Source organism: Paenibacillus sp. GYB003 (assembly GCF_036577625.1).
Classification (GTDB): domain Bacteria; phylum Bacillota; class Bacilli; order Paenibacillales; family NBRC-103111; genus Paenibacillus_AB.
The window spans coordinates 29,655-55,450 of sequence record NZ_JARBDC010000041.1 but is presented as its reverse complement, the minus strand read 5'-3'; the positions used below and the strand labels follow the sequence as shown (position 1 = coordinate 55,450).

Here is a 25,796-nt window from a genome sequence, read left to right as displayed (position 1 = left end):
CGAGCTCGGCCGCGCCTTCGCCCAGCTGCTGCTGCGCCGCGCTAAGCTGGGCCAGCCCGGCCGCAAGCTCGGCGGCGCCGGCGTCGAGCCCCGCGGCGCCCTGCCGCAGCTGCGCGCCGCCTCCGGCGAGCCGATCGACGCCGTCCTGGAGCGTCAACGAGCCGCTGGCCAGCTTCTGCAAATTTTGCTCGATTTGCAGCGCGCCGTCCTTCGCCTTCGCCGTGCCGTCCGCCAATTTGCCGGCGCCCTCGCTTGCCTGGCCGATGCCGCTGGCGAGCTGCTCGATTTGCCCGAACACCGTTTTCGCGTACGCCTCGGTCACTTCCTTGTTCAGCAATGCTTTCATTTTTTCGACGGCCGTATTGCCGATTTGGGACGCCAAAAAGTTGTAGCTTTCGTTCGGGAGAAACGTCAGCCGCGCCGGCGTCGGATGATCGGTCGTCAGCGTCGTCGTCTTCTCCGAGAAATCTTCCGGAATTTCGATGGCCATATAGTATGCGTTGTTCGCCAGCCCCGCTTCCGCTTCTTCCTTGCTGACGAACTTCCAGTCGAACTGCCGGTTGTCCTGCAGCTTTTTCTCGAAATCGTCGCCGATATGCAGCGCCGTGCCGTTAAAGTCGGTTCCTTTGTCCCGGTTCACGACCGCCACGGGCAATTCGTCGAGCCTCCCGTACGGGTCCCAGAACGCCCCGAGAAACAGCGCCGAATAAAGCACCGGGATCAGGATGACCGCGATGACCGGAATGAGCACCTTCGGGTTTCGTCCGATCGCGGCCAGCTCTTTGCCAAACTGCCTCAAGCCTTTCAACATGAAACTCCACTCCCTTAAACGTAATGACCGTTTTCGTCATTCGGTCATTTTATAGTGAAAAAAACGGCATCCGGTTAATCCGGAGCCAAACCTCCCTGCAAATAAAAGCGCAGCAGCTCGGCGACTTCGTTCTTGCCCAGCGGCTCGTGCGACTTTTTCCAATCCGCGGTGAGCGCCGTATACAGCTTCAGCATGACGAAAGCGGTAAGCTCCGGGTCGCAGCGCTTGATCTCGCCTTTCTCCATCGCCAGCCGCACTTGATGCCGGATGTAGCCGACGATCGCCTTCTCGATTTGCTGGATGCCCTCCTGCGCCATCGGCGTACCGATCTCCTTCACTTCCTGGGCAAGCTTGATCGCCAGCTCGTGCTCCTCGCGGAAATCGAGCAGCCGGTCGAGCACCTGATGCAAATTGTCGAAAAAGTTGCGTTCCGGCCTTACGACGTCTTCCGCCACAAGCCTCATCTCGTGAAGGAGCCTGCTCATAATGTCCTGGAACAGCTCTTCCTTGTTGGCGAAAAACGTGTAGATCGTTCCTTTGCCCACTCCCGCGATTTTGGCCACCTGATCCATCGTCGTCGCCTTATAGCCGAACAGCGCGAACGACTTCGCCGCCGCCTCGACGATCAACTTGCGCCGATCAACCGTCATCGTGTCACCCCCGACCGATTGACCAAAATTCATTTTCGGTCATTTAGTCGAGAATTATTGTATCACCGCCGTTTTCATTTTGCAAGAAATTATTACGCGAAAACAAAAGGCGCCGAGCCTCGTCCGGAGGCCGGCGCCCTTCTTCTTATCCGCTGTGCTTCGTTCCTTTTCCGCCGAAATGCCGCCCGAACCATCCGGCCGCTGCCTGCACCTCGGAGCCCGTAAGCCGGTGACCGTGATGCTCCCAATGGACGTCCACGGACGCCCCGGCTCCTTCCAGCAGCCGGCTCAATTCCTCCGTTTCCGACGCCGGGCATATCGGGTCGTTCGTGCCGGCTCCGATCCAGACGGCCGTTTCCGACAGATCGGGAAGCGCGACGCCCCGCCGCGGCACCATCGGGTGATGCAAAACGGCCCCGCGAAACGCGTCCTTGTAATGGAACAGCAGGCTGCCCGCAATGTTGGCGCCGTTCGAATAACCGACGGCTACCGCGTTGCCGCGGTCGAATTCGTACTGCCGCGATGCGTCGGCCAAAAAATCGTACAGCTCCTTCGTCCGGAAGACGAGATCCTCCTCGTCGAAAACCCCTTCCGCCAAACGCCGGAAAAATCTCGGCATGCCGCGCTCAAGCACGTTCCCGCGCACGCTCAGCACGGACGATGCCGGCGAAATCGCCTCGGCCAGCGGCAGCAAGTCCCGCTCCGTCCCGCCCGTGCCGTGCAGCAGCACGAGCAGCGGCGCGTCCCGGTCGGTACCCTGCTTGAATATATGCTTCATCGTGCATCCTCCTCCAATACGCGCACTTCGATCGGCGGCAGTCCCCGCGCGACCTCGTCCCGCCGCGCTTCCAGCCATTCCGGAAGCATCAGCTTCTCGCCGAGCGATTCGAACGGCTCGTCGTAGTCGAAGCCCGGCGTGTCGGAAGCGATCTCGAACAAGATGCCGCCCTCTTCGCGGAAATAAACGGCGTTGAAATATTGCCGGTCGATGACCGGGGTCACCTTGTAGCCGTTGCTCAGCACGTGCTCCCGCCAACTCCGGTGATCTTCCTCGTCCTTCGCCCGCCAGGCGATATGATGAACCGTGCCGGCTCCGCCAATGCCCCAGCCGACCGGCACGCGATTGATATCGATGATGTTGCCGATATCGCCGGCCGCGCGGTAGCGAGCCAAGTCGCCTTCCTCGGCGACCAGCTCGAGCCCCATCACGTGCTCCAGCAAATGGCGCGTTTTGTCCGGGGCGATGCTGTTCAGCACGGCGCCGCCGAACCCTTTGATCGCTTTGTCCGCGGGTACGCCGCCGAACGACCATCGGCTCGGGGTCCCTTGCTCGCGCTCGACCATTTCGATGCCGAGACCGTCCGGGTCGGCAAACCGGATGTACGTTTCGCCGAACCGTTCGACCGGCGTGAACGGCACGTTCAGCTTCCGCAGCCGCTCCTGCCAAAAATCGAAGGATCCCGGCGGCACGGCGTATACGGTATAGCCGACCTGACCTCCGCCGATTCGTCCTCGCCGCGATCCGGCCCACGGGAAAAACGTGATGGCCGTGCCCGGGCTGCCCATTTCGTTGCCGAAGTACAGATGGTACACTTCGGGCGCGTCGAAATTGATCGTCTTTTTCACGAGCCGCAGCCCGAGCACCCCTGCATAAAAATCGACGTTCCGCTGCGCGTCCGTCACGAACGCCGTAATGTGGTGAATGCCCGCCGTTTTCATCGTCATGTTCTTCGTCCTCCTCGTTTATGTCGTTAGCTTTCGGCGGCAATGCCGATCGCATGCAACAATCTTAAAATTAATTATCTTTAATTTAAGATAAATATACACCATAATCGTCCGTTTGGCAAGAGCCGAAGAATCGTCACAAATTTTGTTGTAACTTCTTCGCCCGTTCGCTCGTATTATAGAGAGAATGACTTTTTTCGGAGATGAGGATGGTTCATGAGTCCAAAGCAATTCATCCTGGTTGGCACGATGGCGCTCGTCATTTCGATCGGCTCCGTCCTGCAAGACGATAAAACATACGCCCAGTCCGATATATGCCCGCTCGGCAGCAAAACGCTCGGCGCCTCCGCGCTGGACGAGTTCCGGCAAGCGCTCGGAGTCGCCTCCGACGAAGAAGTGCACGACGCGCTTTATTCCGGCCGCAGCTTGGCCGACATCGCCGCGGCCAACGACAAAGACGTGCAGCCCGTCATCGAGCTGCAGATCGCCCAGCTGAAGGAACAGCTCGACTCGCGCTACGCCAGCGGCAGCATCACGCTGCAGCAGTACGAATCGCACAAGGCGGAGCTGCGCGAGATCGTAACGGACAGCGCGTACGGGAGACATTAACGGCGATCGGGCGCTGCATACGCCAAAACAAGCGCTGTCATACGACGGCATCGTGCGGAAAAAACGAAAAGAGCCGAGTCCCTTATCAAGGACCGGCTCTTTCGGCATATACGGCGGTTCGTGCGAATATGCCTGGTGGCTGCGATTCGCGGTTAGCCCGGATTGCCGTTCGGAATACTGAGCTTGATCGCTCTTTGATCGCCGCTCGTGTTGACCAGCATAGGGAGCATCCTCGAGTTACGCTGCATCGGTGACGCGCATTGCCGGCAAGTCGGTTCGGCCTCGAAGGCGAACTCCTCCCTCATCCAGCCGTTGCATTCGTCGTTCGTACACTGCCAGATGGCCGTCAGCTGTTCCGGAACTTCTTCGATCTGCTTTTTCCTCGAAAACATGATAAGCCCCTCCTCTGCCTAGTTTGCCCCAAACAGCCAAAAATTACTTCGGCGACTTTCACCCGCGATCCGCCGGCCCAATCCGTATATTATATGACAAAAGCTGCCCCAACTTGTACATGTGGGGCAGCTTTTGTCCAAATGTTACAGTTTTACGACGTTGTCCGCTTGCGGACCGCGGTTGCCTTGCACGACATTGAATTGTACGCGCTGGCCTTCGTCCAACGATTTGAAGCCTTCGCCCGTAATCGCGCTGAAATGCACGAATACGTCGTTGCCGCCTTCGACCTCGATGAAGCCGAAGCCTTTCTCCGCGTTAAACCATTTCACTGTTCCTGTTTGCATGGAATGTACCTCCACATTTGAAATTTACATGATTTTCTCTTTTTCGCTTTGGAAAAATAAAAATTCACATATTGGAAAAGGTTCCTGCTCTATAACCGAATAGCAACCCTTTACAATATGTGAATAGGTTTCGATCATGATTACGTTCATCATAACACGTATTGGTTTGAAAAACAAATATTTTCAACAAAAAAAGCGCCAATCCCCTCATTTTTATTTTCGATGCTCCAAAATATGCTTGATCGTACTCAAGTCTTTCCGGTTTGCTTTCCGCATCATCGTCGCCATCAAAGGCGCCCCTATTTTGAAAAACCCGCTCGGCTTCCCTTTGTTGCGCAGCGTCATCCGGGTCGAGCCGGCGTCCGCCGCTTCCCAGCCATACGTCGTTTCCATCGGAAACGGGCCGTCGGCCGTTCTCATAACCAGCCGTTCTCCCGGCACATATTCCGCGATTTCGTAAACGTAAGCAAGCGTCTTCCCGAGAAAACGGGCTTTGAACGCGATTCGGGAGCCGACCGCAAGCGGTTTCGGCGACAGCCATTCCGCCGATTCGATATTGACGTACCATTCGGGAGCATGGTCGGGATCGGCGGCATAGGCCGCCACTTCGTCGCGGGGGCGGTTTATGATGATGTCCGTTGAAACGTCTACCATACGAACTCCTCCTTGCCCGTTTCGGGCTTCGTTTTCGATACCGTTCTTAGGGTCGGCTTACAGCAGAAAGACAGCGGGAGCTAGTTTGATTCAAGTTTTGCGGTTGCCGCCGAATTCGTCGGTCGCGGTCTCCATACACACACACCTTGCCGGAGAGCGAAGGTTGCTTTCTTTGATACCAGTTTTCCTCCTTTTTTCTTAACGATGCGATCTTTTAAGCGCCTAAAACGTTCATTTGCCAAATCAACGGCGGATGCTTATAATAAATCATCATAGTTAGTCATTTAACTAACTCACTAAAAGGAGCGTGACCGCATGGCCAAACCGAATGTCGTCACCAAGGAAGAGCTGCTGCAAGCCGCGCAGCAATGCCTTGCCGAGAACGGAATCGAAAAAACGACTTTAAAAGCGGTCGCCGACCGGGCGAACGTCAGTCAAGGAACCGTGTTTTACCATTTTCGGACGAAAGAGCAGCTCATGATCGAGCTCGTTCAAAGCCTGTGCGACTCCTCGTGGCGGAAGCAGGGCCACGGCAGCCTGGAAGAAGCGCTGCAAGCCGCCCGAGAAAGATGCGGATACGATTCGGCCTACCATCGGCTCTTTTTCGCATCCATGGCCGCCAGCCTTTCGTTTCAACCGAACCGCGGGCGTCTCGGTTCGATGATCCGGCAAGAAAACGGGCAGCTGACCGGCATGCTGGCCTCCCGATGGGAAGCTTCGCCCGTGGACGGGATTCCGATGGAGCATTGGGGCGTCTTGATGAACGCCCTGATCGACGGGCTCGCGGTGCAAGCTTTGCTGGACGAAGCGTTCCCGAAAGATGCGATTTTCGATGCGCTGCAGCGGCTGCTCGCCTTTTTGACGAAGGAGGCGAACCGATGAATGCGATGCCGGCCTACAAGCGCCGCGAACCGTTTTTTCTGCTGTGGGGGTTCCTCCTTTGGCTTGCGGCGACCGTCGTCTTTCACTTGTTCGGGGATTGGCTGATCGACGCCGACAATCGGGTGAAAACAGCCGTAAGCTTCTTGGCCGCCGTACCGGTCATTTGCGGCTGTACGTTTCCCCTATATTTCAAGTTCCACATTCCGCCGGCGGACCGGCTTCGTCTCGCCGTATGCATTGCTTTGCCCGGCATGCTTCTCGATATCGTTTCGGTGCCCCTTCATCGGATCGTCTTTCCGGCGATATCCGGCGAGAGCGTCCCGCTTTTGGCGGCCTGGCTGCTTTGGGCGTATAGTTTGGTGTTGGCGACCGGGCTGTTTTCGTGGAAGCGATAGACGTTCGCGGGGACTCGATCCGTTCCCCTTCAGGGACTTTTTACCTGACTAATTTGTTGGGGCCTGGCGGGTGCGTTATAATAGTTTGGCTTACATATTTCTTTTTCCGGAGGTTCTCGCATGAAACGCATCACCTGGAACAAATGGAGCCGCCGTGCGGCGAGCGGCTTGCTCGGCGCCGCGCTCCTGCTCGGCAGCGTTCTGCCCTTGCGGGCGAACGAAGCGGCCGCCCCGGTCCCCGCGATCAGCCCGTGGTCCGTATCGATCCTGCATGAGGGAGAAAAATACGGCATCTTCCCGCTTTCTTGGTACGATGACGGTACGTTTCAACAGCCGATCGCTCAAGACAAATTTCAATCGCTGCTGGACGCTACGGCATCGAAGCTGGACGCGCTAGGCTTTTCCAAGCAGACGAAGCACGCATCCGAAAGGCCGGCCGCCGATGCGATTCTGACCAGAGACACGGTTTTGCGCTCCATATACGGCGTATTGACCCGCTACGAGCTGCCGGAATCGTTCGAGATCGGTCGGAACGATCCGATCGGCTATTTGCAGCAGCAGGGCATCGTGAACGGAACGGAGTACGGTCTCGAGCTGGACCGGCCTTGCACCGTCGAGCAAGCGGCCGTTTTCGCAAGCCGGCTCGTCCGATACGCGTACGAAACCGCCGGCAAAGGCGCGAACGGCCTGTTTTGGAAGGTGACCAAAGGCGGCAACACGCTCTACTTGCTCGGATCGATCCATCTGGGCATTCCGGATATGTATCCGCTGCATAAACGCGTGACGGACGCGTTCGAATCGTCGGACGCCCTTTGGGTCGAAGCGAATTTGCTCTCGAGCGACCGAGAGGCGATGAACTATTTTATGACATTGACGACTTACGATGACGGAACGACCTTGAAAGATCATGTTGCGCCGGAAACGTACGCGAAGCTGCAAAGCGTCGCCGAGAAGCTGAACCTGCCTCCGCAGTCGTTCGACGCGCTCAAGCCTTGGGTCATTTCCGGCAATCTGTCGCTTACGACGCTCATGGCCAAGCCCGAAGACATCGCTCAAGCGACCAACTCCGGCGTCGATCTGTATTTTACGCTGCGTGCGATGTTTGCCGGAAAACCGGTTCATGAATTGGAGGGCGTTAAGCTGCAGGGGGACCTGTTGAGCAGCGTTCCTCCGGAGCAACAAGAAAAAGAGCTGAACCAGCTGCTGGACTCCATTTTGAATCCGAACGCTTCCGAACCGGACCCCGCCGTCCAGTTTAAAAACTGGCAGCTGCTGTGGGCGAAGGGCGACGCGGAAGGCTTTACGAAAGCATACTCCGAATCGCTGCAGCTCGCGCAAAACAGCGGGACGGCGCAGCGGCTGCTCGGAGAGCGGGATCGAAACATGGCGAACAAGCTGTCCGAGCTGCTGGAGCAGGACGGATCGTCGACCTATTTCATAGTCGTCGGCGCCGCCCATTTTACGGTGAAAGATATGGTGATCGACAAGCTGAAGCAAAAAGGGTACGACGTCCGGTTCGTCCAGGAATAGACGCGCCATGGCGCCGGGCAAAAACAAGCCTTCGTCACGAAGGCTTGTTTTTTTGTTCGCGTCGAACCGCTTCGCTCCCCGTCCAACGAAAACTTTACAAAACATTTACGGCGTGTTGGTTTCGCGTTAATAATCGGTTGATATCATTTCCAAGAAAAAACAGAAACAGGAACCGACGAAGGGAGCAGCAGCACACATGAAAAAATGGCTTATTGCCGCCTCGGCGGCGCTCGCGCTTACGACGACCGCCAGCGGCGCATTCGCGGAAGAAAAGAAGGGGACGACCGCCGAGGCGGTCACCTACACGAACAACGGACAAGCGGTTTCGCCCTCCTCCACGGCCGTTAACCTCGACGGCCACCTGTATTTGCCCCTTCGCGCCTTCGGCGAAGTGATCGGCAAATATGTGGATTGGGACGAATTCCGCAACAGCGTCGCATTAACGGACGTGCCGACGCTGTCCGGCAAATACAAGCTCGCCGCACCCGACTTGGCCGAAGGGATCAAAATGGGCATCGGGTCCTCGCTGCTCCACCTGTCGGGCGATCCGGACAACGTCTTCTATACGACCGCCGACCGCGGACCTAACGGCGATGCGACCGTGAACGGCAAATCCGTCAAAACGTTCCCGCTTCCCGCCTACACGCCGACGATCTACAAAATTCAAATTGCCGACGGACAGATCAACATTCTCGAGCAAACCCCGCTCAAAGTGAACGGAGTCGACCCCGTATCCGGCAAAGCCGACATTACCGGTCTCCCGAACATCAAAGACCGGGACGAGGCCGCTTACGACCCCAAAGGGGAGAAAGAGCTCGCGTACGACCCGTACGGCCTCGATGTGGAAGGGCTCGCCTACAATCCGAAGGACGATACGTTTTGGCTTTCCGACGAATACGGCCCGTCCATCGTCCATGTGAAACGCGACGGCACCCTGATTGAGCGCATCGTGCCGCAGGGCTGGGCCGCTCAACTGTCCGCTCCGCTCGTTCCCGCGCGCGAAACGCTGCCGGCCGTTTACAACAAGCTCCGGCAAAACCGCGGCGCCGAAGCGGTTGGCATAACGCCGGACGGCAACTATATGTTCATGGCGATGCAAAGCCCGCTGCGCAATCCGGGCAAGGAAACGGACGGCTCGCGTCAATTGCGCATCATCAAATTCGACTTGGCGACGCTGCAGCCGGTAGCCGAATTCGCCTACTTGACCGAAGACGCGTCGCCGTTCGCCGATTTGAAGCAATCCGATATCGTCATTTCGGATCTGGTTGCCGTGAACGAGAACACGCTGCTCATCGACGAACGCGACAAAAACGCCGGAGACAAAGTCCAACTGAAGCGGATCTTCAGCGTCGACCTGTCGGAGGCGACAAACATCCTCGGCAAGTACGACGACACCGCGACCGCCGGGAAGACGCTGGAGCAGATGACCGTCGAAGAGTTGAAAGCAAACGGCATTGCGCCTCCCTCCAAGCGCACCGTCGTCGATCTGGCCGCTTTCCGATTCCCTTACGAGAAAGTCGAAGGCTTGTCGCTCGTGGACGGCCATACGATCGTGATTGTGAACGACAACGATTTCGGCTTGGGCAGCACCTCCCCGGAAAACGGCACCGAGCTCTGGACGTTCAAGCTGCCTTATACGATCAAGTGATTGTCTTATGCAAACCCGCGCGCAACCCGGTTCCGGCCGGGTTGCGCGCGTTTGTTCGGCTTTTGGCGCGGAATGGAGCGAGCCCGGTACTGTTCGGAGAAGGAGCTTCTGTTCCGTTTACCTAGTTAAACAAATTTCACTTCTTACATTTCTTGCGCCAGCTCGATACAATAAAGAAGGGAACCAAATGGCGAAAAAAAGCCTTCCATTGTCCGCATGCTTGAAAAACCGGCTCCCGCGGCACAATCGGACGGGCTATCAAAAGGAGGAAACGAATCGTGAGAACGATAAAGCTCGGAACGAGCACGTTGGAAGTACCGGTCGTCGCGGTCGGCTGCATGCGCATCAAATCGCTGAGCAAACCCGAGGCCGAGCGTTTCGTCCAAACGGCGCTGGAGGAAGGCGCGAACTTTTTCGATCATGCGGATATTTACGGCGGGGGTACGTGCGAGGAAATATTCGCGGATGCGATCGGAATGAACGCCGCCGTACGCGAAAAAATTATCCTGCAGTCCAAATGCGGCATCCGCAAAGGGATGTTCGACTTTTCCAAGCAGCATATTTTGGAGTCGGTCGACGGCATCTTGAAGCGGCTGCGGACCGATTATTTGGACGTTTTGCTGCTGCATCGTCCGGATGCGCTCGTCGAGCCGGAGGAGGTCGCGGAAGCATTCGATCTTCTCGAAAGCTCGGGCAAAGTGCGGCATTTCGGCGTATCCAACCAAAATCCGATGCAAATCCAGCTGCTGCGCAAATTCGTCAAGCAGCCGCTCGTCGCCAATCAACTGCAGCTGAGCATTACGAACGCGACGATGATTTCCAGCGGCATTAACGTGAACATGGAGAACGATTCCGCGATCAACCGGGACGGCAGCGTGCTCGATTTTTGCAGACTGCACGATATTACGATCCAGCCTTGGTCGCCGTTCCAGTACGGATTTTTCGAAGGCGTCTTCCTCGGAAACGAAAAGTTCCCGGAGCTGAACAAAGCCATCGACGAAATCGCGGCCAAATACGAGGTGAGCAATACGACCATCGCGATCGCGTGGCTTTTGCGCCATCCGGCGCGCATGCAGCCGGTTACCGGCACGATGAACATCGAGCGCCTGAAGGATTGCTGCAAAGCCGGCGAGGTCCATCTCTCGCGCGAGGAATGGTATGCGATTTATCGCGCGGCGGGGAATGTTTTGCCTTAGGGTGCAAGTATCAACGAAAAAGATCGCCTTTATCCGGCCTTTCTGGCCAGGGATATTGGCGATCTTTTTGATATTCCGGCAGGTGGCTTGCTAAGTTGCCGGAAATGCCTAGTAATCACTTTCGTCTTACTCTGTGCCTATTGCTTTGGGGCTCTTTGCACAGTGCTCGGAGTCGAATTGTACTGACGATACCCTTCTCGATCTGTCAGGAACATAATCATGAACGTTGCCCTGCCCCGTTAATAACCACAGCCTCCTTGGATGCTTTCGCAGCGATAGGAGACCCCATAAGGCGGCACATTATCGAATTGTTGGCCACTCAAGGTTCGTTGACCGCGACCGAAATATCCAGCCATTTTCACGTTGGTCCTCAGGCGATATCCAAGCATCTGAAGGTGCTCCGGCAAGCGAACGTATTGGAGGTGGAGAAGAAGGCGCAGCAGCGCATTTACAGTCTGAACCCGGAGACGATGGTCGTGGTGGAAGAGTGGGCAAGGCAGTTTCGGCTAATGTGGAGCGAACGATTTAAGAAGTTGGATCGTTTGTTGCAAGCACGCAAGGACCAGCTACACACATCCAATTTGGAAAGGAAAGATGGACAATGACGACGAGTCTCGAAACCAAAATTACCGCAGAGCCGGGCAAGCAGGTCATTATAATCGAGAGGGAGTTCGACGCGCCCCGGGAGCTTGTATTCGAAGCTTTTACCGATGCAGAGTTGTATAAAGAATGGAATGTGCCTCGCAAATATACTATGACAATGGATAAATTTGAATCTCGCGACGGAGGCTCCTGGCGATTCATTCATCACGACGATAAAGGAGGCTCGTACGCTTTTCACGGCGTGCTCCATGAGGTGACAGCCCCCGAGAGAATTATTCAAACGTTCGAGTATGAGGGACTTCCGGAAAAGGGCCATGTGACGCTGGAAACGGCAACATTCAAACCATTGCCTGGTGGGCGGACGAAGCTTTTGATCGAATCGGTCTTCCGCAATGTGGCGGATCGGGACGGCATGCTGCAATCCGGCATGGAGGGCGGTCTCAATGATTCATTCAGCAAACTGGCCGATCTGTTGAACAGATTGAAAAGCAAATGAACGACGCGGGCTGCGGCAAATTGCCGCAGCCTTTAATGTCCTCCTTCCAAGCCCCCAAAATAAGGCAAAAAGCACTAACCCTATGATCGGTTAGTGCTTTTGCTTTCAGCTTAATGGAGGCGAGCAAATCCACAATCCGCCGCCATGTTTACGAGATTTGAGAACGTTATAACAACTCTCTTCTAAGCTGTTCGTCCGATTTGGGTGACAAGTACCCAAAAGGAATATCGAATACCGTTTTCGCCCCTACAAAGCCTTCCTTCGCAAATCTGCTGATTGCTCTAGCATAAGCGACCAATACACTGCCGGTAAATTCAGGGTTGCTGGCCAGATTAAGTCCAAATTCTATAATTTGCTTGTTATCGGCTCCTGTTATCCCGCTTCTAAGAACAAGTCCTCCGTGAGGCATTAAAGAATGTTTCTCCTGCAATTCTCCGGCACTAATAAAATGGACTTGGGTTTCGTAATCGGCAAAATAGTCCGGCATCGTTGTAATCTCTTTTTCGATGCGAGACAGATCTTCACCAGGCTCCGCTACAACGAAGCATTCTCTCAGGTGCTTATCTCTTGCGGACAATACCGGATTCTCTCCCTTTCTTACCAGGTTAACCGCTCCCTCATTAGGAACCGTATACTGCACCGCGTTGTTCACGCCTTGAATTCGACGAATCGCATCCGAATGCCCTTGACTCACCCCTTTGCCCCAGAACGTATATTCCTTTCCTTCAGGTAATACGGCTTCAGCCAGCAAACGGTTTAGCGAAAACAGTCCCGGGTCCCATCCCGTTGAAATTACACTGGCATGTCCGCTTTTCTTTGCCGAAGCATCTACCGAATCAAAATATTCATTGATTTTAGCGTGCCTGTCAAAGCTGTCCACGGTATGGAACATGGAGGCGATAGACGGGCCTTGCTCCGGTAAATCCGTTGCCGAACCGCCGCATAAGATCATCACATCGATTTTCCCTATATAATTATCGATTTCAGACATATGTACCATTTTTGCTTTTGAAGGCATGCTTTCGGGTTGACGTCTAGTAAAAATCGCCGCGAGCTCCATGTCCGGATTTTGCCGAATGGCCGATTCAACGCCACGGCCCAAATTCCCGTAACCCACTATGCCTACTTTAATCTTGTCCAAGTTAATTACCCCCGTCATTTATTGAATATGTTCCAGTCCCCTCACTTCGGCCGCCACTGGTTAAACAAAGTAACCGCCTAAAGCGCATAGAAATAACGCCAGCTATGAGCCATGCTGGACAAAATGTCGTGCCTGCAGGCACGCTGCAAGCACGATATTCTCCTTACACGAATGGGTGAAGTTAAGGCTTAACGACCGAGAGAAGAAACTCATTATTCTCTGAAATGACCGTAACCTCTGACGTAAACTTCGCATCTTTTACGTACAACGCTTCTCCGACATCCATACCCCCGATGTCAAATTCAACCTCAGTCGGCAAATAATTCGGCAATGCCTCTACCTCGATAAATGCACGCTGGATTTGCACAACCCCGCCTTGCTTCGTTCCTACCGGTGTGCCATGGAATTTGACCGGAATTTTTGTACGCACAATTTCGTTCGTCTGCACCTGCTGAAAATCGACATGCAGCAAATCCCGCGTAACCGGGTCACGCTGAATATCCTCCAGCAGTACGGTGAACGGATCTTTCCCTTCAAATTGCAGCTCGATAAACCCGGCTGCGCCCTGCTTCATCCATCTTTGAAACTGTGCCGTTGAAATATGAATCATCTCATTCTCGGCATTTTTACCGAAGACTATTCCAGGCAGACGTCCGGATTTGCGCAAATCCCGAAGTCCGGATGAATGTAATCGCATGCGGGGCTCCGCTTGAAAATAAGTAGTGGTCATGCTATGCTCGCTCCTCCTTATACGATTTTTGAGTCCTTTTCATAGGCAAACAATCTACCCCTGACGGGGCTACAGAGAGAAACATAGCATCACCACCTCCACATCCAATCGGATACATTTAATGTAAAATCCCCGTAAGTATGCACGAAGGCACTCCACTCCGAAGAGTAGAATGCCTATGGGATGCTTTTACCATATCACAGAATGACCATCTTGTCGATTAGATCGAGCGTTGTATGCCGTCTGCCGAAGCTTCTTTCCCACAGTCATGCTCCCTCAGCTTCGCTCCGGTCCGCGCGATCGAACCCGAATGCCCTCCTTCGGATACGCTTACCCTCGCCTCTAAAGACAAAAAGCACTGACCGGTTACGGTCAGTGCTTTTTGTAATCTGATGGAGGCGAGGGGAGTTGAACCCCTGTCCGAAGATAACGCCACACCAGCTTCTACGGGTGTAGTGACAGTTTTGATGTCACCCTAGGGACTCCCCGTCACCGGATTCCCTTCGGGTCAGCCTGGTTGTCTTCTTCAGCTAGCCTCAGGCGGAGACTAGACAGCGTATCCCACTAAAGGTTGAGCCCCTATCCCGCCACATGGGCGATGGAGGGTAGAAGCCTGGAGGCCGTTATTAGGCGGCCAGAGCCAGAGAAGGTTGTTGTTGTTTGCCGTTTAAATTTGGCATCCGCGTTGTTGAAGCGGCCGCAGCCCCACTACCCGCTACTCATGCTCGAACTATCCCCGTCGAATCCAAAAACGCCCCCGTAATCGGAAGTCCCGTTTCGCACGAGGTCCTTCGCTAAGCCGGCTTGTCGGAGCCGGAACCGACGGCGCTAAGCAACGCCGTACTGCTATTATACCACATTTCCGAGCCGGCGTGACGGCTTCTTGATGGAAGCTTTAACGCTGCTTGGCAGTTATGCCATGGACGGCTCATCCGGCGCCATGCGATTACCGCGCGACCTTCTGCTTCTCGCGGAGCGCACGCTGGATGTCGCGCTGGGCGTCGCGTTTCGCTTCGCTTTCGCGCTTGTCGTACTGCTTCTTGCCTCGGGCGAGCCCGATCAAAAGCTTGGCGTAGCCGTTGCGGATATACACTTTCAAAGGAACGATCGTGTAGCCCTGCTGCTTCGCGAGTCCGAGCAGCTTGTTGATCTGCTCCTTCTTCAGCAGCAGCTTTCTCGCCCGCGTCGGATCGCTCGGATTGTTCCGGTTGCCCTGCTCGAACGGGCTGATGTGCATGTTGTTGACGAACGCTTCGCCGTTGCGGATCGTACAAAACGCATCGGATATGTTCGCCCGGCCGCCGCGCAGCGATTTGATCTCGGTTCCGGTCAAGACGAGCCCCGCCTCAAACGTGTCCTCGATAAAATAATCGTGCGACGCTTTTTTGTTTTGCGCAAGCAGCTTGCCCTCGCTCTTCTTGGTCATGACCGGTCCCTCCTCCCGCGAACGCCCCGCAAAGCGAACTCTAATCCTTTGCGGGGACCGTAAACTTGTTCATCGCTAGGAGATCATTGTATCAACTTCCCCGGCCAAAATCAATGCGAGCGACGCGCTATAGCTATTTTTTCCCGCGCCGTTTCGCTCCGGCGAGCGCCCCGCCTTTGACGCCGCCGCCGTTCTTTTTGCGCGGCGCCGCGCCGAGCCCGCCGGGACGCTTGCCGCCGCCTCGCGCCGAGGCTCCCGCTCTCGCTCCGCTTCGTCCGCGCGGACCGCGACCGCCGGCGGCACCCGCTCCGCGTCCCGGCCGCACGTTCGTCCACTCGCCGCCGTCGTCGCCGCCTACGCGTCCGCCCGCGCCCTCGGCCGCTCCGGCCGATCCGCCGTCAGCCGCCGCTTTGCCGCGCCCGTCCCGCTTGCCACCTCCGGGCCGGCTGAAGCCCCACGCGTCGACGCCGCCTCGTCCGCGCCCGCGTTCGCCGCGTTCGCCGCCATCGTCTCCCCGCTTGCCTCGCTTGCCGCGCTGTCCGTCGACGAGGCTCACCTTCGGCTCGCGCCGCTGCGCGTCGACCATTTCAAAGTCGATATTGTGCTCGTCCAGGTTGACCCGCGCGACGCGCACTTTCACTTCGTCGCCGATCCGGTATATGTTGGACGTCCGCTCGCCGATGAGGGCGTGCTGCATTTCATGGTAATGGTAATAGTCATCGTGCAGATCGCTTAACCGGATCAGCCCCTCCACGGTGTTGTCCAGCTCGACGAATATGCCGAAGTTGGTGACGCTGCTGATGATCCCTTCGAACTCTTCGCCGACTTTGTCGAGCATATACTCGGCTTTCTTCAGCGCCTCCGTATCGCGCTCCGCGTCGACGGCCAGCCGCTCCCGCTCCGACGATTGCCGCGCGATATCGTCCATGCGGCTGCTCAAATATTCGTGCCGCTGCTCGGACAAAGCGCCGTTTTCCAGCACTTCGCGGATGACCCGGTGAATGATCAAGTCCGGATAACGCCGGATCGGAGACGTAAAATGCGAATAAAATTCCGCGGCGAGCCCGAAATGGCCCAAGCTGTTCGCATCGTACCGCGCCTGCTTCATCGAGCGGAGCATGACGGTGCTGATGATCGTCTCCTCCTTCGTGCCGCGGATTTCCTCGAGCAGCGTCTGCAGCGCGCGCGGATGAACCGTATTGCCTTTCCCCTTCACCACATACCCGAAATTCGTAATGAACTCCATAAAATGCTGCAGCTTGTCGCCGTCCGGATTTTCATGAATCCGGTACAAAAACGGCACCTTCAGCCAATGGAAATGCTCGGCGACCGTTTCGTTGGCGGCCAGCATGAACTCTTCGATAATTTGCTCGGCGATCGAACGTTCGCGTTTGACGATATCGGTCGGCTTCCCGTTTTCATCGACCAAAATTTTCGCTTCCTGAAAGTCGAAGTCGATCGCGCCGCGCTTCATCCGTTTGCCGCGCAGCTTCATCGCCAGCTCTTCCATCAGCTTGAAAAAATCGACCAAATGGCTGTACCGCTCCGTCACTTCCTCGTCTTCGCCCTGCAAAATTTTTCGGACGTTCGAATACGTCATCCGTTCCGTCGTTTTGATGACGCTCGTAAAAATGTCGTGGCGCACGACGTTGCAATTCGCGTCGAACTCCATCTCGCACGACATCGTCAGCCGGTCCACGCGCGGATTCAAGCTGCATATGCCGTTGGACAGCCGGTGCGGCAGCATCGGAATAACCCGGTCGACCAAATAAACGCTGTTGCCCCGGTTGTACGCCTCCCGGTCGAGCGCCGAATTTTCGCGCACATAGTAGCTGACGTCGGCGATATGGACGCCGAGCAAATAGTTGCCGTTCGGCAGCCGCTCCACATTGACGGCGTCGTCCAAATCTTTGGCGTCCTCGCCGTCGATCGTAACGATCAGCTTGTCGCGCAAATCCCGGCGCCCCTGCAAATCCGCTTCGACGATCGTATCCGGCACCTGCTCCGCTTCCGCCATCACATCGTCCGGAAACGCCTCGGGCAGCTGATATTTCCGAATGATCGAGAGAATATCGACGCCGGGATCGTCCTTATGTCCCAAAATTTCCACGACGCGCCCTTCGGCGGCGGCGCGTTCTTCCGGGTACTTGACGATGTCGACGACGACCTTCTGCCCGGTAACGGCGCCGAGAAACGCTTCCTTCGGAACGAAAATGTCTTTCGTAATCCGCTTGTCGTCCGGCATGACGAAGGCGTAGCTTTCGAAGCTTTGGAACGTGCCGACGATTTGCGTGATCGCCCGGGTTACGATACGGACGACTTCGCCTTCGAGCCGGCCGCCCGCCGCCCCTTTGGCCGTAATCCGCGCCAGCACGATATCCCCGTTCATCCCGCCGTTCATATCGTTTGCGTGAATGTATACGTCGGGATGCTCCTTATCGTCCGGCAGCAGGAAGCCGAACCCTTTCGCGTGCACCTGCAGCTTGCCCTTCAGCAAGTTCATCCGTTCGGGCACCCCGTAGCGCTCCGTCCGGGTCCGAATAATTTCCCCCGCATCCTCGAGCTGGTTCAGCATTTTCAAAAATTGCTTGAACGACTCGGCGTCGGCAATTTCGAAGCTTTTTTCCAGCTCCTGATACGTCATCGGCTTATACGCCTTCTCGCGCATAAACTCGAGCAGTTCTTCTTTCGTGATCATACAACATCTCCTTGGTTCATCGATTGATAAGTTCCTTCTTCTATGTAGTATTGACGTTTTTGTACCGCTCAACCGCCCGAATTGCAAACGGCGAGCGAAAGAAGCGTCCAACGAAAAAAGCAGCAGGAGCTTTCGCACCCCTGCTGCGTTCGGTTCGATCTTTATGCTTTGACCACATAAGCCACGATTAGGGACAACAAGAAGAACGCTACCGCGAACCCGACCGTCACCCTGGACAGGAGCAGCTCGAGACCGCGCGCCTTCGTCTTGCCGAACAGGTGTTCCGCACCGCCGGAGATGGCGCCGGACAATCCCGCGCTCTTTCCTTTTTGCAGCAGAACGACTGCAATCAGTCCGATCGATGCAATGACCAGCAATATTTTCAAGAAAATTTCCATCTGATCCACCCCCTATTCGAATCGCTATGTATCTCCGTTTATGATCGTCGATCCACATATTCATCAGGAATCTGCAAAGCAAAATTAATTGTACCATAGTCCGACCGGGATTACAAGGACACGGGTCGTTCGCAAGCGAGGGAAGTCGCATTGGAAAAAGGGAGCGGCATCGGAAGATCCGCAAACATCAAGCGGGAAGGAAGCATCCGTTTGGAAAAAAGACAAAACGAACGGGAAAACCTCCCGATACTTGTATCGCTCCCCCCACTGCCGGAGCTTTAAACAGGAAAACAACCCGATAATTTCGCCCGAAACGCGCAATTCGCCGAAACGACGCTGATTTACCGGGAGCCTTTCCCGCAAATCCAGACGGATGCCTACCAGGAGTCGGATTAGCATGACATATTCCAGCTATATGCGCGAGGTGCCGCGCCAGGGAAGGTGACGAAACAGGCAGCGAGAAAACAAGCCGTACGGCCCATCCGACAATACGGTTCCCCGCCGCATACAAGTCCATTACATTAAGAAGGATTGATTAACAAGACACCGTACGCATAAAAAAAGGCCGCGAATCCTGCCGAAAAACGGCAGACATCCAAGGCCTTGTTGCGCGGCTGCATTCATGCCCCGCTTTCCCATCGCGTCGAGCTTGCGTTTCGCGACCGCCGGTTCCCGATAAACGAGTAAATCGCTTGGCGAGCGCACAGCAGCGCGACGAGCAAAAAGACGACGGACCAGACGACAGCCGGAATGCCGGTCGAACGGCTCAATCCCGCCGCGTCGCCCGCCTGCCCCGGGGAGGTCAGCGAAATGAGGATCAGATTGATCGGGCCCATGACCGACTCCTCGAGACAAATAAAGGCGACGAGCAAATAATAAAATTTGCGGACGAGCGGAAACGGGATAAACGCAGCGATCAAGTTGACGACGATAAAGCCGATGAGCCACATGACGCCGAACGAGTTGTTCACGAAAAAGGCGAGCGACACAACCGCCAGCAGCGACATGGCCGTAAATCCGACCCCGAGCTTCCCTTTGCCGTACATGTGGAACAGGAAGGCGGCGAACAGCGAAGCGACGACGTACCCGGACAAGCCGAGCGGAATCGTCTTCCAGCCGCTTTCGATATACGAATAGGTTACTCCGCTATGGTTCGAATACAGCTGGATATACAGCACTTCGCCGGACAGCAGCATCGTGGCGACGGCATGGCCGAGCTCGTGCACCATAGTGTCGACGTTGCGGAAAAACGAAGAGAAGGGCAGCCAGTTCGTCAATATGGCGGACCCAACCAAAAATAAAATCGTTACGATCCATCGACTCACCGGAATCCCTTCCCTCCGTCGTTTCTTTTATTTTATTTGAAGTTTTTCAAGTTGTAGAACGACTTGCGGCCCAAATATTGCGCCGTCGACCCCAATTGGTCTTCGATGCGCAGCAGCTGGTTGTACTTCGCCACGCGGTCCGTGCGCGAAGGAGCGCCCGTCTTGATTTGGCCGGCGTTCGTGGCGACGGCGATGTCGGCGATCGTGCTGTCTTCGCTTTCGCCGGAACGGTGCGAAATGACGGCCGTATAGCCGGCGCGCTTCGCCATTTCGATCGCGTCGAACGTTTCGGTCAGCGAGCCGATTTGGTTCACTTTCACGAGGATCGAGTTGCCGATGCCTTGCTCGATGCCTTGCGACAAGCGGCTCGTATTCGTGACGAACAAATCGTCGCCGACAAGCTGCACTTTGCCGCCGAGCTTCTCGGTCAGCAGCTTCCAGCCGGCCCAATCGTCTTCGGCGCAGCCGTCTTCGATCGTGATGATCGGATATTTGTCGACCCAGGAAGCGAGGAAGTTTACGAACTCTTCGGACGTAAACGACTTGCCTTCGCCTTCGAGATGATATTTGCCGTCCTTGTAAAACTCGGTCGAAGCGACGTCCATGCCGAGGAATACGTCCACGCCCGGCTTGTAGCCCGCGCGCTCGATCGCGGAAATGATCGTTTGGATCGCTTCTTCGTTGGAGCTCAGGTTCGGCGCGAAGCCGCCTTCGTCGCCGACGGCGGTGTTCAGCCCTTTGTCCTTCAGGACGGCTTTCAGGTTATGGAAAATTTCCGTGCCCCAGCGAAGCGCTTCTTTGAACGACGGAGCGCCGACCGGAAGCACCATGAACTCTTGAACGTCGACGTTGTTGTCCGCATGAGCGCCGCCGTTGATGATGTTCATCATCGGAACCGGAAGCTGCTTCGCGTTGAAGCCACCCAAGTATACGTACAGAGGCACGTCCAGCGAGTCCGCCGCCGCGCGGGCTACCGCCATGGATACGGCGAGAATCGCGTTGGCGCCGAGCTTCGCCTTGTTCGGCGTGCCGTCGAGGGCGATCATTTTATTGTCGATGGCCACTTGGTCCAGAGCGTCGAGGCCGATAATTTCCGGCGCGATGATCGTGTTGACGTTGTCGACCGCTTTCAGCACCCCTTTGCCGAGGTAACGGCCTTTGTCGCCGTCGCGAAGCTCTACGGCTTCGTAAGCGCCGGTCGAAGCGCCGGACGGAACGATGGCGTGGCCTTTCGCTCCGGATTCGAGGAAAACTTCGACTTCCACGGTCGGGTTGCCGCGGGAATCGAGCACTTCGCGTGCGTAAACGTCGGAAATGATAGTCATGGTTCGGGAACACTCCTTCGCTTGGTTAAAATATAACTTGGTTAAGTATAAACGATCTAAGTTCGGATCCGCCCCGGATCGTCGAGGCCGTCCGGAATGGACGCCTTACTTCCGCGCAGCGATCATCGACGTGCCGGTCATTTCGGCCGGCTTCGCCAGCTGCAGCAAATCGAGAATCGTCGGCGCGATATCGGCCAAAATACCGTCGTCCCTTAGTGTAACAGATTTGTCCGTCACAATGAAAGGCACCGGATTCGTCGTATGCGCGGTAAACGGCCGGCCGTTCTCGTCGAACACCATGTCCGCGTTGCCGTGGTCCGCCGTTATGATCGCGACGCCGCCTTTGGCGAGGACCGCCTCGACGACTTTGCCCATGCATTCGTCCGTCGCTTCGACCGCCTTGATCGTCGGCTCCAGCATGCCGGAGTGGCCGACCATGTCCGGATTGGCGAAGTTCAGAATGATGGCGTCGTGCTTCTCCGCTTCGATTTCCTTCACGGCCGCTTCCGCCACCTCGTAAGCGCTCATTTCCGGCTTCAAATCGTACGTCGCCACCTTCGGCGATGCGATCAAAATCCGCGTTTCGCCCGGAAGCTCGACGTCGCGGCCGCCGCTGAAAAAGAACGTCACGTGCGGATATTTCTCCGTCTCGGCGATGCGAAGCTGCTTCATGTTATTTTGCACGAGCACTTCGCCGAGCGTGTTGTCCAGGTTCTTCGGTTTATACGCAACGAAGCCGCCTACGGTTTCGCTGAACAGCGTCAAGCAGACGAAATACAGCTGGTTCGGGAACTTCGGCCCCCGATCGAAGCCGCGGAAATCGTCGTTCGTGAACACCTGCGACAATTGAATCGCCCGGTCCGGACGGAAGTTGAAAAAGACGACCGCGTCCTCCGACTCGACCAAGCCGACCGGCTCGCCCTTCCCGTCCACGATGACCGTCGGCATGACGAATTCGTCGAAAACGGACTTTTCGTACGACTCGGTTACCGCCCGGATCGGATCCGTATACTGCGGGCCTTCCCCGTACACCATGGCGCGATACGACTTTTCGGTCCGTTCCCATCGCTTGTCGCGGTCCATCGCATAATAACGGCCTTGCACGGTCGCGATCCGGCCGACGCCGATTTCGTCGATATGGGCCTGCAGCCGTTCGATATATCCTTTGGCGCTGTCCGGCGCGACGTCGCGGCCGTCCAGGAACGCATGGACGTACACTTCGGTCAGCCCGTGCTTCTTCGCGAGATCGAGCAGAGCGAGCAAATGATCGATATGGCTGTGAACGCCTCCGTCGGAAAGAAGCCCGTACAGGTGAAGCTTTTTCCCTTTCTCCTTGACGTGGCGAATCGCCCCGAGCAGCGTCTCGTTCTCGAAAAAGTCGCCTTCGCGAATCGATTTCGTTATGCGGGTCAAATCCTGGTAGACGATCCGGCCTGCGCCGATATTCAAATGGCCGACTTCGGAGTTGCCCATCTGTCCTTCCGGAAGCCCGACCGCTTCGCCGCACGCCACGAGCGTCGTATGCGGATAAGCGGCCATATACCGATCGTAATTCGGCTTCTTTGCCTGCGCGACCGCATTGCCGGCCGTCTCGCCGCGCAAACCGAAGCCGTCCATAATGATGAGCGCTACCGGTTTTGGTCTGGACATGTCAGCGCGCCCCCTCGACCAGCGAAATGTAGGACGCCGGCTCCAGGCTGGCTCCGCCTACAAGCGCGCCGTCGATATGCGGCTGCTGCATAAACTCGCGGATATTGTTCGGCTTCACGCTGCCGCCGTACTGGATGCGCACTTTGTCCGCCACGTCCGCGCCGAACTGGGCTCCGATCCGTTCCCGGATGTAGCCGATCACTTCGTTCGCGTCTTCCGCCGTCGACGTCTTGCCCGTGCCGATCGCCCAGATCGGCTCGTAAGCGACGACGACTTGCGCCGCCTGCTCGGCGGTAAGGCCTTGCAGAGCCGCTTCCGTTTGCACGCGGCAAACGTCCTTCGTTTTGCCCGCTTCCCGCTCTTCGAGCGTTTCGCCTACGCAGACGATCGGCAGCAAGCCGTGTTTGAACGCGGCATGCACCTTTTTGTTGACGATCTCGTCCGTTTCGGCAAAATAAGCGCGGCGCTCGGAGTGGCCGATGATGACATATTGGACGCCGAGCTGCTTCAGCATGACGCCGCTAATTTCGCCCGTAAACGCGCCGCTGTCTTCGAAGTGGACGTTTTGCGCCCCGATTTTCAGCGTCGTGCCTTGAGCCGCCTCGACGAGGGCGGGCAAATTCGTATAAGGCGCGCAAACGACGCTCTCGACGCCGTCGATATCCGCCTTGCCCTTCACTTCGCCGATGAAGGCGACCGCTTCCGGGACGGTTTTGAACATTTTCCAATTGCCTGCGATAATGGGGGTTCTCATCGTATCGGAACCGCTCCTTTCACCTGTATGTTCGTAAGGTTCGAATTACTTGTCGTTCAACGCGACGACGCCCGGAAGCGCTTTGCCTTCCATAAATTCGAGCGATGCTCCGCCGCCGGTCGAAATATGGTCCATTTTCTCCGCCAGATGGAACTTTTCGGCCGCCGCCGCGGAGTCGCCGCCGCCGATGACCGTATAGCCCGCCGTAGACGCGCAAGCTTCCGCGATCGCTTTCGTGCCGTTCAAGTACGGGTTGAGCTCGAATACGCCCATCGGTCCGTTCCAGACAATCAGCTTCGATTTGGCGATAATGTCGGCATACATGTCGCGCGTTTTCGGTCCGATATCGAACCCTTCCCAATCGGCCGGTATTTCGGAAATCGGAACGACCTTCGTATTCGCGTCGTTGCTGAAATCGTCGCCGACGACGATGTCGACCGGCAGCATCAGGTTGCAGCCTTTTTCCTTCGCCTTCTTCAAAAACTGGAGCGTCAGGTCGAGCTTCCCGTTGTCGACGAGCGATTTGCCGATTTCATAGCCTTGCGCCTTCAGGAACGTATACGACAAGCCGCCCCCGATCAGCAAATTGTCGGCGATGTTCAGCAGGTTTTCGATGACGCCGATTTTGTCCTTCACCTTCGAGCCGCCCACGATCGCCGTAAACGGGCGCTCCGGATTGTGCAGCGCCTTGCCGAGCACGTCCAGCTCCTTCTCCATAAGCAGGCCGGATACGGCGGGCAAATGGTGCGCGATGCCTTCCGTCGACGCGTGAGCGCGATGCGCCGCGCCGAAAGCGTCGTTCACGTACAGGTCGGCCAGCGAGGCGAACGCCTTGGCCAGCTCCGGATCGTTTTTTTCTTCGCCCGCGTAAAAACGCACGTTTTCGAGCAGCAGCACGTCGCCGTTTTGCAGCTTGTCCGCCTGCGCTCGGACCGCGTCGCCGATCGCTTCGTCGGCTTTCGTCACCGGCTTGCCGAGCAGCTCGGACAGACGCGCCGCGACCGGAGTCAATCTCATCTCTTCGACGACTTGTCCTTTCGGACGGCCGAGATGGCTCGCCAAAATCACTTTGGCGCCTTTCTCGATCAAATAGCGGATCGTCGGCAGCGTTTCGCGGATGCGCGTATCGTCCGTAATTTGCCCGTTTTCGAGCGGTACGTTGAAATCGACGCGAACGAACACTTTTTTGCCGGATACGTCGACGTCGCGGACGCTTTTTTTGTTCATGGGGGTTCCTCCTTAAAGCTTTTGCGGGAGCAAAAGCTGGCTTCGTAAGCGGAATCCGAGCTTTTTGTGAAGCAAAAAGCCGGCTTCGTAAGCGTATCAATGACACAGGGAAAGAGGAGAATCGCTTCTCCCCTTCCCCCGCTGTTATTCGGTTACAGACCTTTGCTGGCGATGAATGCGGCCAGGTCGACTACGCGGTTCGAGTAGCCCCACTCGTTGTCGTACCACGATACGACTTTGACGAGATTGTCGCCGACAACCATCGTCGACAGCGCATCGATCGTCGAAGAAGCCGGGTCGCCGTTGAAATCGCTCGATACGAGTGGCTCCTCGGTGTAGTTGAGAATGCCTTTGAGAGCGCCGTTCGCCGCGTCTTTCAGCGCCGCGTTCACTTCGTCGACCGTAACGTTCACTTTCAGCTCGGCCACGAGGTCGGTTACGGATACGTTCGGAGTCGGCACACGGAACGACATGCCGTTCAATTTGCCCTTCAGCTCCGGCAGTACGAGCGAAACGGCTTTCGCCGCGCCCGTCGTCGAAGGAATGATGTTTTCCGCGGCTGCGCGCGCGCGGCGCAAATCTTTATGCGGCAGGTCGAGCACTTGCTGGTCGTTCGTGTACGAGTGAACGGTCGTCATCATGCCTTTGACGATGCCGAACTTGTCGTTGAGCACTTTCGTGAACGGAGCCAGGCAGTTCGTCGTACAGGAAGCGTTGGAGATGATCGTATGCTTCGCCGGATCGTATTGGTCGTCGTTGACGCCCATGACGATCGTGATGTCTTCGTTCGTCGCCGGAGCGGAAATGATCACTTTTTTCGCGCCGCCCTTCAGATGCGCTTCCGCTTTTTCCTTGGCGGTGAAAATGCCGGTCGATTCGACGACGATTTCGACGCCCGCGGACGCCCAAGGCAGGTTGCCCGGATCGCGCTCGGCGAATACTTTGATCTCTTTGCCGTTGACGTACAGCGCGCCTTCGCCCGCTTCGACGGTCGCGTTCAAACGGCCGTGCGTCGTGTCGTATTTGAGCAAATGCGCCAGCGTGCTGACGTCCGTCAAATCGTTGATCGCGACGATCTCGACTTCCGAATTGTTCAGCGCCGCACGGAACACGTTCCGTCCGATACGTCCAAAACCGTTAATACCCACTTTTACCATTGTGAATTCCTCCTTGAGCTTTTGGAATC

Annotated in this window: 26 protein-coding genes and 1 other RNA gene; 8 read left to right on the top strand and 19 right to left on the bottom strand. The window is 56.4% G+C overall.

Annotated elements, in window-relative coordinates; genetic code table 11:
• The 4 genes from PV407_RS14460 to PV407_RS14445 form a co-directional block, all read right to left on the bottom strand.
• Window positions 1-811, bottom strand: an 811-nt coding sequence (locus PV407_RS14460; protein ID WP_332090630.1) for a YhgE/Pip family protein, incomplete at its 3' end; no start/stop codon positions are given.
• Window positions 812-885: 74 nt separating this feature from the next.
• On the bottom strand, window positions 886-1,461 hold the full coding sequence (locus tag PV407_RS14455) for a TetR/AcrR family transcriptional regulator (protein ID WP_332090629.1): 576 nt from the start codon (window positions 1,459-1,461) through the stop codon (window positions 886-888).
• 145 nt (window positions 1,462-1,606) lie between these two features.
• Window positions 1,607-2,239 carry an alpha/beta hydrolase gene (locus PV407_RS14450; RefSeq protein ID WP_332090628.1) on the bottom strand — a complete coding sequence of 211 codons (633 nt, stop codon included), beginning with the start codon at window positions 2,237-2,239 and terminating at the stop codon, window positions 1,607-1,609.
• Window positions 2,236-3,186: a ring-cleaving dioxygenase gene (locus PV407_RS14445; protein WP_332090627.1), complete on the bottom strand. Its 951-nt coding sequence runs from the start codon at window positions 3,184-3,186 to the stop codon at window positions 2,236-2,238. The genes PV407_RS14450 and PV407_RS14445 overlap by 4 nt, the downstream gene beginning before the upstream one ends.
• A gap of 216 nt (window positions 3,187-3,402) precedes the next feature.
• Between PV407_RS14445 and PV407_RS14440 the strand changes: the two genes are divergently transcribed.
• Window positions 3,403-3,795 carry a hypothetical protein gene (locus PV407_RS14440; protein ID WP_332090626.1) on the top strand — a complete coding sequence of 131 codons (393 nt, stop codon included), beginning with the start codon at window positions 3,403-3,405 and terminating at the stop codon, window positions 3,793-3,795.
• Between the two features lie 152 nt (window positions 3,796-3,947).
• Here PV407_RS14440 and PV407_RS14435 read toward each other — a convergent pair whose 3' ends face one another.
• The 3 genes from PV407_RS14435 to PV407_RS14425 all read right to left on the bottom strand — a co-directional run bounded on the left by PV407_RS14435 (window position 3,948) and on the right by PV407_RS14425 (window position 5,186).
• Window positions 3,948-4,187, bottom strand: a complete 240-nt coding sequence (locus PV407_RS14435; protein ID WP_332090625.1) for a cold-shock protein — start codon at window positions 4,185-4,187, stop codon at window positions 3,948-3,950.
• Between the two features lie 144 nt (window positions 4,188-4,331).
• Window positions 4,332-4,532 carry a cold-shock protein gene (locus PV407_RS14430; RefSeq protein WP_332090624.1) on the bottom strand — a complete coding sequence of 67 codons (201 nt, stop codon included), beginning with the start codon at window positions 4,530-4,532 and terminating at the stop codon, window positions 4,332-4,334.
• A gap of 213 nt (window positions 4,533-4,745) precedes the next feature.
• A complete protein-coding gene (locus PV407_RS14425) occupies window positions 4,746-5,186 on the bottom strand; it encodes an SRPBCC family protein (protein ID WP_332090623.1) in 441 nt (146 codons plus the stop codon).
• A 315-nt stretch (window positions 5,187-5,501) separates the two neighbouring features.
• Here PV407_RS14425 and PV407_RS14420 point away from each other — a divergent pair, with 315 nt between their 5' ends.
• The 7 genes from PV407_RS14420 to PV407_RS14390 all read left to right on the top strand — a co-directional run bounded on the left by PV407_RS14420 (window position 5,502) and on the right by PV407_RS14390 (window position 11,936).
• The gene (locus PV407_RS14420) at window positions 5,502-6,068 is read left to right on the top strand and encodes a TetR/AcrR family transcriptional regulator (RefSeq protein ID WP_332090622.1); all 567 of its coding nucleotides are present in this window, start codon (window positions 5,502-5,504) and stop codon (window positions 6,066-6,068) included.
• Entirely contained in the window at window positions 6,065-6,463 is a 399-nt protein-coding gene (locus PV407_RS14415) for a DUF5367 family protein (RefSeq protein ID WP_332090621.1), read from the top strand. Before PV407_RS14420 ends, PV407_RS14415 begins: the two co-directional genes overlap by 4 nt.
• Window positions 6,464-6,583: 120 nt before the next feature.
• On the top strand, window positions 6,584-7,993 hold the full coding sequence (locus PV407_RS14410) for a TraB/GumN family protein (RefSeq protein ID WP_332090620.1): 1,410 nt from the start codon (window positions 6,584-6,586) through the stop codon (window positions 7,991-7,993).
• A gap of 196 nt (window positions 7,994-8,189) precedes the next feature.
• A complete protein-coding gene (locus PV407_RS14405) occupies window positions 8,190-9,641 on the top strand; it encodes an esterase-like activity of phytase family protein (protein WP_332090619.1) in 1,452 nt (483 codons plus the stop codon).
• Window positions 9,642-9,919: 278 nt separating this feature from the next.
• Window positions 9,920-10,837 (top strand): aldo/keto reductase, encoded by a 918-nt coding sequence (locus PV407_RS14400; protein ID WP_332090618.1) that lies wholly within the window; start codon window positions 9,920-9,922, stop codon window positions 10,835-10,837.
• A 104-nt stretch (window positions 10,838-10,941) separates the two neighbouring features.
• Window positions 10,942-11,442, top strand: coding sequence for a metalloregulator ArsR/SmtB family transcription factor (locus tag PV407_RS14395; protein ID WP_332090632.1), 501 nt, complete (start codon window positions 10,942-10,944; stop codon window positions 11,440-11,442).
• Complete coding sequence (locus tag PV407_RS14390; RefSeq protein ID WP_332090617.1) at window positions 11,439-11,936, top strand: SRPBCC family protein; 498 nt, start codon at window positions 11,439-11,441, stop codon at window positions 11,934-11,936. The genes PV407_RS14395 and PV407_RS14390 overlap by 4 nt, the downstream gene beginning before the upstream one ends.
• 166 nt (window positions 11,937-12,102) lie before the next feature.
• Here the strand turns inward: PV407_RS14390 and PV407_RS14385 are convergent, their stop codons facing one another.
• The 12 genes from PV407_RS14385 to gap form a co-directional block, all read right to left on the bottom strand.
• Entirely contained in the window at window positions 12,103-13,077 is a 975-nt protein-coding gene (locus PV407_RS14385) for a diaminopimelate dehydrogenase (protein WP_332090616.1), read from the bottom strand.
• A gap of 181 nt (window positions 13,078-13,258) precedes the next feature.
• The gene (locus tag PV407_RS14380; RefSeq protein ID WP_332090615.1) at window positions 13,259-13,807 is read right to left on the bottom strand and encodes a 50S ribosomal protein L25; all 549 of its coding nucleotides are present in this window, start codon (window positions 13,805-13,807) and stop codon (window positions 13,259-13,261) included.
• A 390-nt stretch (window positions 13,808-14,197) separates the two neighbouring features.
• Window positions 14,198-14,566, bottom strand: a transfer-messenger RNA (tmRNA) gene (ssrA, locus tag PV407_RS14375).
• A 187-nt stretch (window positions 14,567-14,753) separates the two neighbouring features.
• Window positions 14,754-15,233, bottom strand: a complete 480-nt coding sequence (gene smpB, locus PV407_RS14370; RefSeq protein WP_332090614.1) for an SsrA-binding protein SmpB — start codon at window positions 15,231-15,233, stop codon at window positions 14,754-14,756.
• A 133-nt stretch (window positions 15,234-15,366) separates the two neighbouring features.
• Window positions 15,367-17,931, bottom strand: coding sequence for a ribonuclease R (rnr, locus tag PV407_RS14365; RefSeq protein ID WP_332090613.1), 2,565 nt, complete (start codon window positions 17,929-17,931; stop codon window positions 15,367-15,369).
• 161 nt (window positions 17,932-18,092) lie between these two features.
• Window positions 18,093-18,329 carry a preprotein translocase subunit SecG gene (secG, locus tag PV407_RS14360; protein ID WP_332090612.1) on the bottom strand — a complete coding sequence of 79 codons (237 nt, stop codon included), beginning with the start codon at window positions 18,327-18,329 and terminating at the stop codon, window positions 18,093-18,095.
• A 620-nt stretch (window positions 18,330-18,949) separates the two neighbouring features.
• On the bottom strand, window positions 18,950-19,654 hold the full coding sequence (locus PV407_RS14355) for a M50 family metallopeptidase (RefSeq protein ID WP_332090611.1): 705 nt from the start codon (window positions 19,652-19,654) through the stop codon (window positions 18,950-18,952).
• Window positions 19,655-19,686: 32 nt separating this feature from the next.
• On the bottom strand, window positions 19,687-20,979 hold the full coding sequence (gene eno / locus PV407_RS14350; RefSeq protein WP_332090610.1) for a phosphopyruvate hydratase: 1,293 nt from the start codon (window positions 20,977-20,979) through the stop codon (window positions 19,687-19,689).
• Window positions 20,980-21,084: 105 nt separating this feature from the next.
• Window positions 21,085-22,629: a 2,3-bisphosphoglycerate-independent phosphoglycerate mutase gene (gpmI, locus tag PV407_RS14345; RefSeq protein ID WP_332090609.1), complete on the bottom strand. Its 1,545-nt coding sequence runs from the start codon at window positions 22,627-22,629 to the stop codon at window positions 21,085-21,087.
• A gap of 1 nt (window position 22,630) precedes the next feature.
• Window positions 22,631-23,383 carry a triose-phosphate isomerase gene (gene tpiA, locus PV407_RS14340; RefSeq protein ID WP_332090608.1) on the bottom strand — a complete coding sequence of 251 codons (753 nt, stop codon included), beginning with the start codon at window positions 23,381-23,383 and terminating at the stop codon, window positions 22,631-22,633.
• Between the two features lie 45 nt (window positions 23,384-23,428).
• Complete coding sequence (locus PV407_RS14335) at window positions 23,429-24,610, bottom strand: phosphoglycerate kinase (RefSeq protein WP_332090607.1); 1,182 nt, start codon at window positions 24,608-24,610, stop codon at window positions 23,429-23,431.
• 152 nt (window positions 24,611-24,762) lie between these two features.
• Complete coding sequence (gene gap / locus PV407_RS14330) at window positions 24,763-25,767, bottom strand: type I glyceraldehyde-3-phosphate dehydrogenase (protein ID WP_332090606.1); 1,005 nt, start codon at window positions 25,765-25,767, stop codon at window positions 24,763-24,765.
• Between the last annotated feature and the right edge of the window lie 29 nt (window positions 25,768-25,796).

What these genes read in the sequence shown, in the direction of transcription:
- PV407_RS14455 (WP_332090629.1), bottom strand. Translation starts at nt 1,461, where the DNA reads ATGACGGTTGATCGGCGCAAGTTGATCGTCGAGGCGGCGGCGAAGTCG.
- PV407_RS14450 (WP_332090628.1), bottom strand. Translation starts at nt 2,239, where the DNA reads ATGAAGCATATATTCAAGCAGGGTACCGACCGGGACGCGCCGCTGCTC.
- PV407_RS14445 (WP_332090627.1), bottom strand. Translation starts at nt 3,186, where the DNA reads ATGACGATGAAAACGGCGGGCATTCACCACATTACGGCGTTCGTGACG.
- PV407_RS14440 (WP_332090626.1), top strand. Translation starts at nt 3,403, where the DNA reads ATGAGTCCAAAGCAATTCATCCTGGTTGGCACGATGGCGCTCGTCATT.
- PV407_RS14435 (WP_332090625.1), bottom strand. Translation starts at nt 4,187, where the DNA reads ATGTTTTCGAGGAAAAAGCAGATCGAAGAAGTTCCGGAACAGCTGACG.
- PV407_RS14430 (WP_332090624.1), bottom strand. Translation starts at nt 4,532, where the DNA reads ATGCAAACAGGAACAGTGAAATGGTTTAACGCGGAGAAAGGCTTCGGC.
- PV407_RS14425 (WP_332090623.1), bottom strand. Translation starts at nt 5,186, where the DNA reads ATGGTAGACGTTTCAACGGACATCATCATAAACCGCCCCCGCGACGAA.
- PV407_RS14420 (WP_332090622.1), top strand. Translation starts at nt 5,502, where the DNA reads ATGGCCAAACCGAATGTCGTCACCAAGGAAGAGCTGCTGCAAGCCGCG.
- PV407_RS14415 (WP_332090621.1), top strand. Translation starts at nt 6,065, where the DNA reads ATGAATGCGATGCCGGCCTACAAGCGCCGCGAACCGTTTTTTCTGCTG.
- PV407_RS14410 (WP_332090620.1), top strand. Translation starts at nt 6,584, where the DNA reads ATGAAACGCATCACCTGGAACAAATGGAGCCGCCGTGCGGCGAGCGGC.
- PV407_RS14405 (WP_332090619.1), top strand. Translation starts at nt 8,190, where the DNA reads ATGAAAAAATGGCTTATTGCCGCCTCGGCGGCGCTCGCGCTTACGACG.
- PV407_RS14395 (WP_332090632.1), top strand. Translation starts at nt 10,942, where the DNA reads ATGCCTAGTAATCACTTTCGTCTTACTCTGTGCCTATTGCTTTGGGGC.
- PV407_RS14390 (WP_332090617.1), top strand. Translation starts at nt 11,439, where the DNA reads ATGACGACGAGTCTCGAAACCAAAATTACCGCAGAGCCGGGCAAGCAG.
- PV407_RS14380 (WP_332090615.1), bottom strand. Translation starts at nt 13,807, where the DNA reads ATGACCACTACTTATTTTCAAGCGGAGCCCCGCATGCGATTACATTCA.
- smpB (WP_332090614.1), bottom strand. Translation starts at nt 15,233, where the DNA reads ATGACCAAGAAGAGCGAGGGCAAGCTGCTTGCGCAAAACAAAAAAGCG.
- rnr (WP_332090613.1), bottom strand. Translation starts at nt 17,931, where the DNA reads ATGATCACGAAAGAAGAACTGCTCGAGTTTATGCGCGAGAAGGCGTAT.
- secG (WP_332090612.1), bottom strand. Translation starts at nt 18,329, where the DNA reads ATGGAAATTTTCTTGAAAATATTGCTGGTCATTGCATCGATCGGACTG.
- eno (WP_332090610.1), bottom strand. Translation starts at nt 20,979, where the DNA reads ATGACTATCATTTCCGACGTTTACGCACGCGAAGTGCTCGATTCCCGC.
- gpmI (WP_332090609.1), bottom strand. Translation starts at nt 22,629, where the DNA reads ATGTCCAGACCAAAACCGGTAGCGCTCATCATTATGGACGGCTTCGGT.
- tpiA (WP_332090608.1), bottom strand. Translation starts at nt 23,383, where the DNA reads ATGAGAACCCCCATTATCGCAGGCAATTGGAAAATGTTCAAAACCGTC.
- PV407_RS14335 (WP_332090607.1), bottom strand. Translation starts at nt 24,610, where the DNA reads ATGAACAAAAAAAGCGTCCGCGACGTCGACGTATCCGGCAAAAAAGTG.
- gap (WP_332090606.1), bottom strand. Translation starts at nt 25,767, where the DNA reads ATGGTAAAAGTGGGTATTAACGGTTTTGGACGTATCGGACGGAACGTG.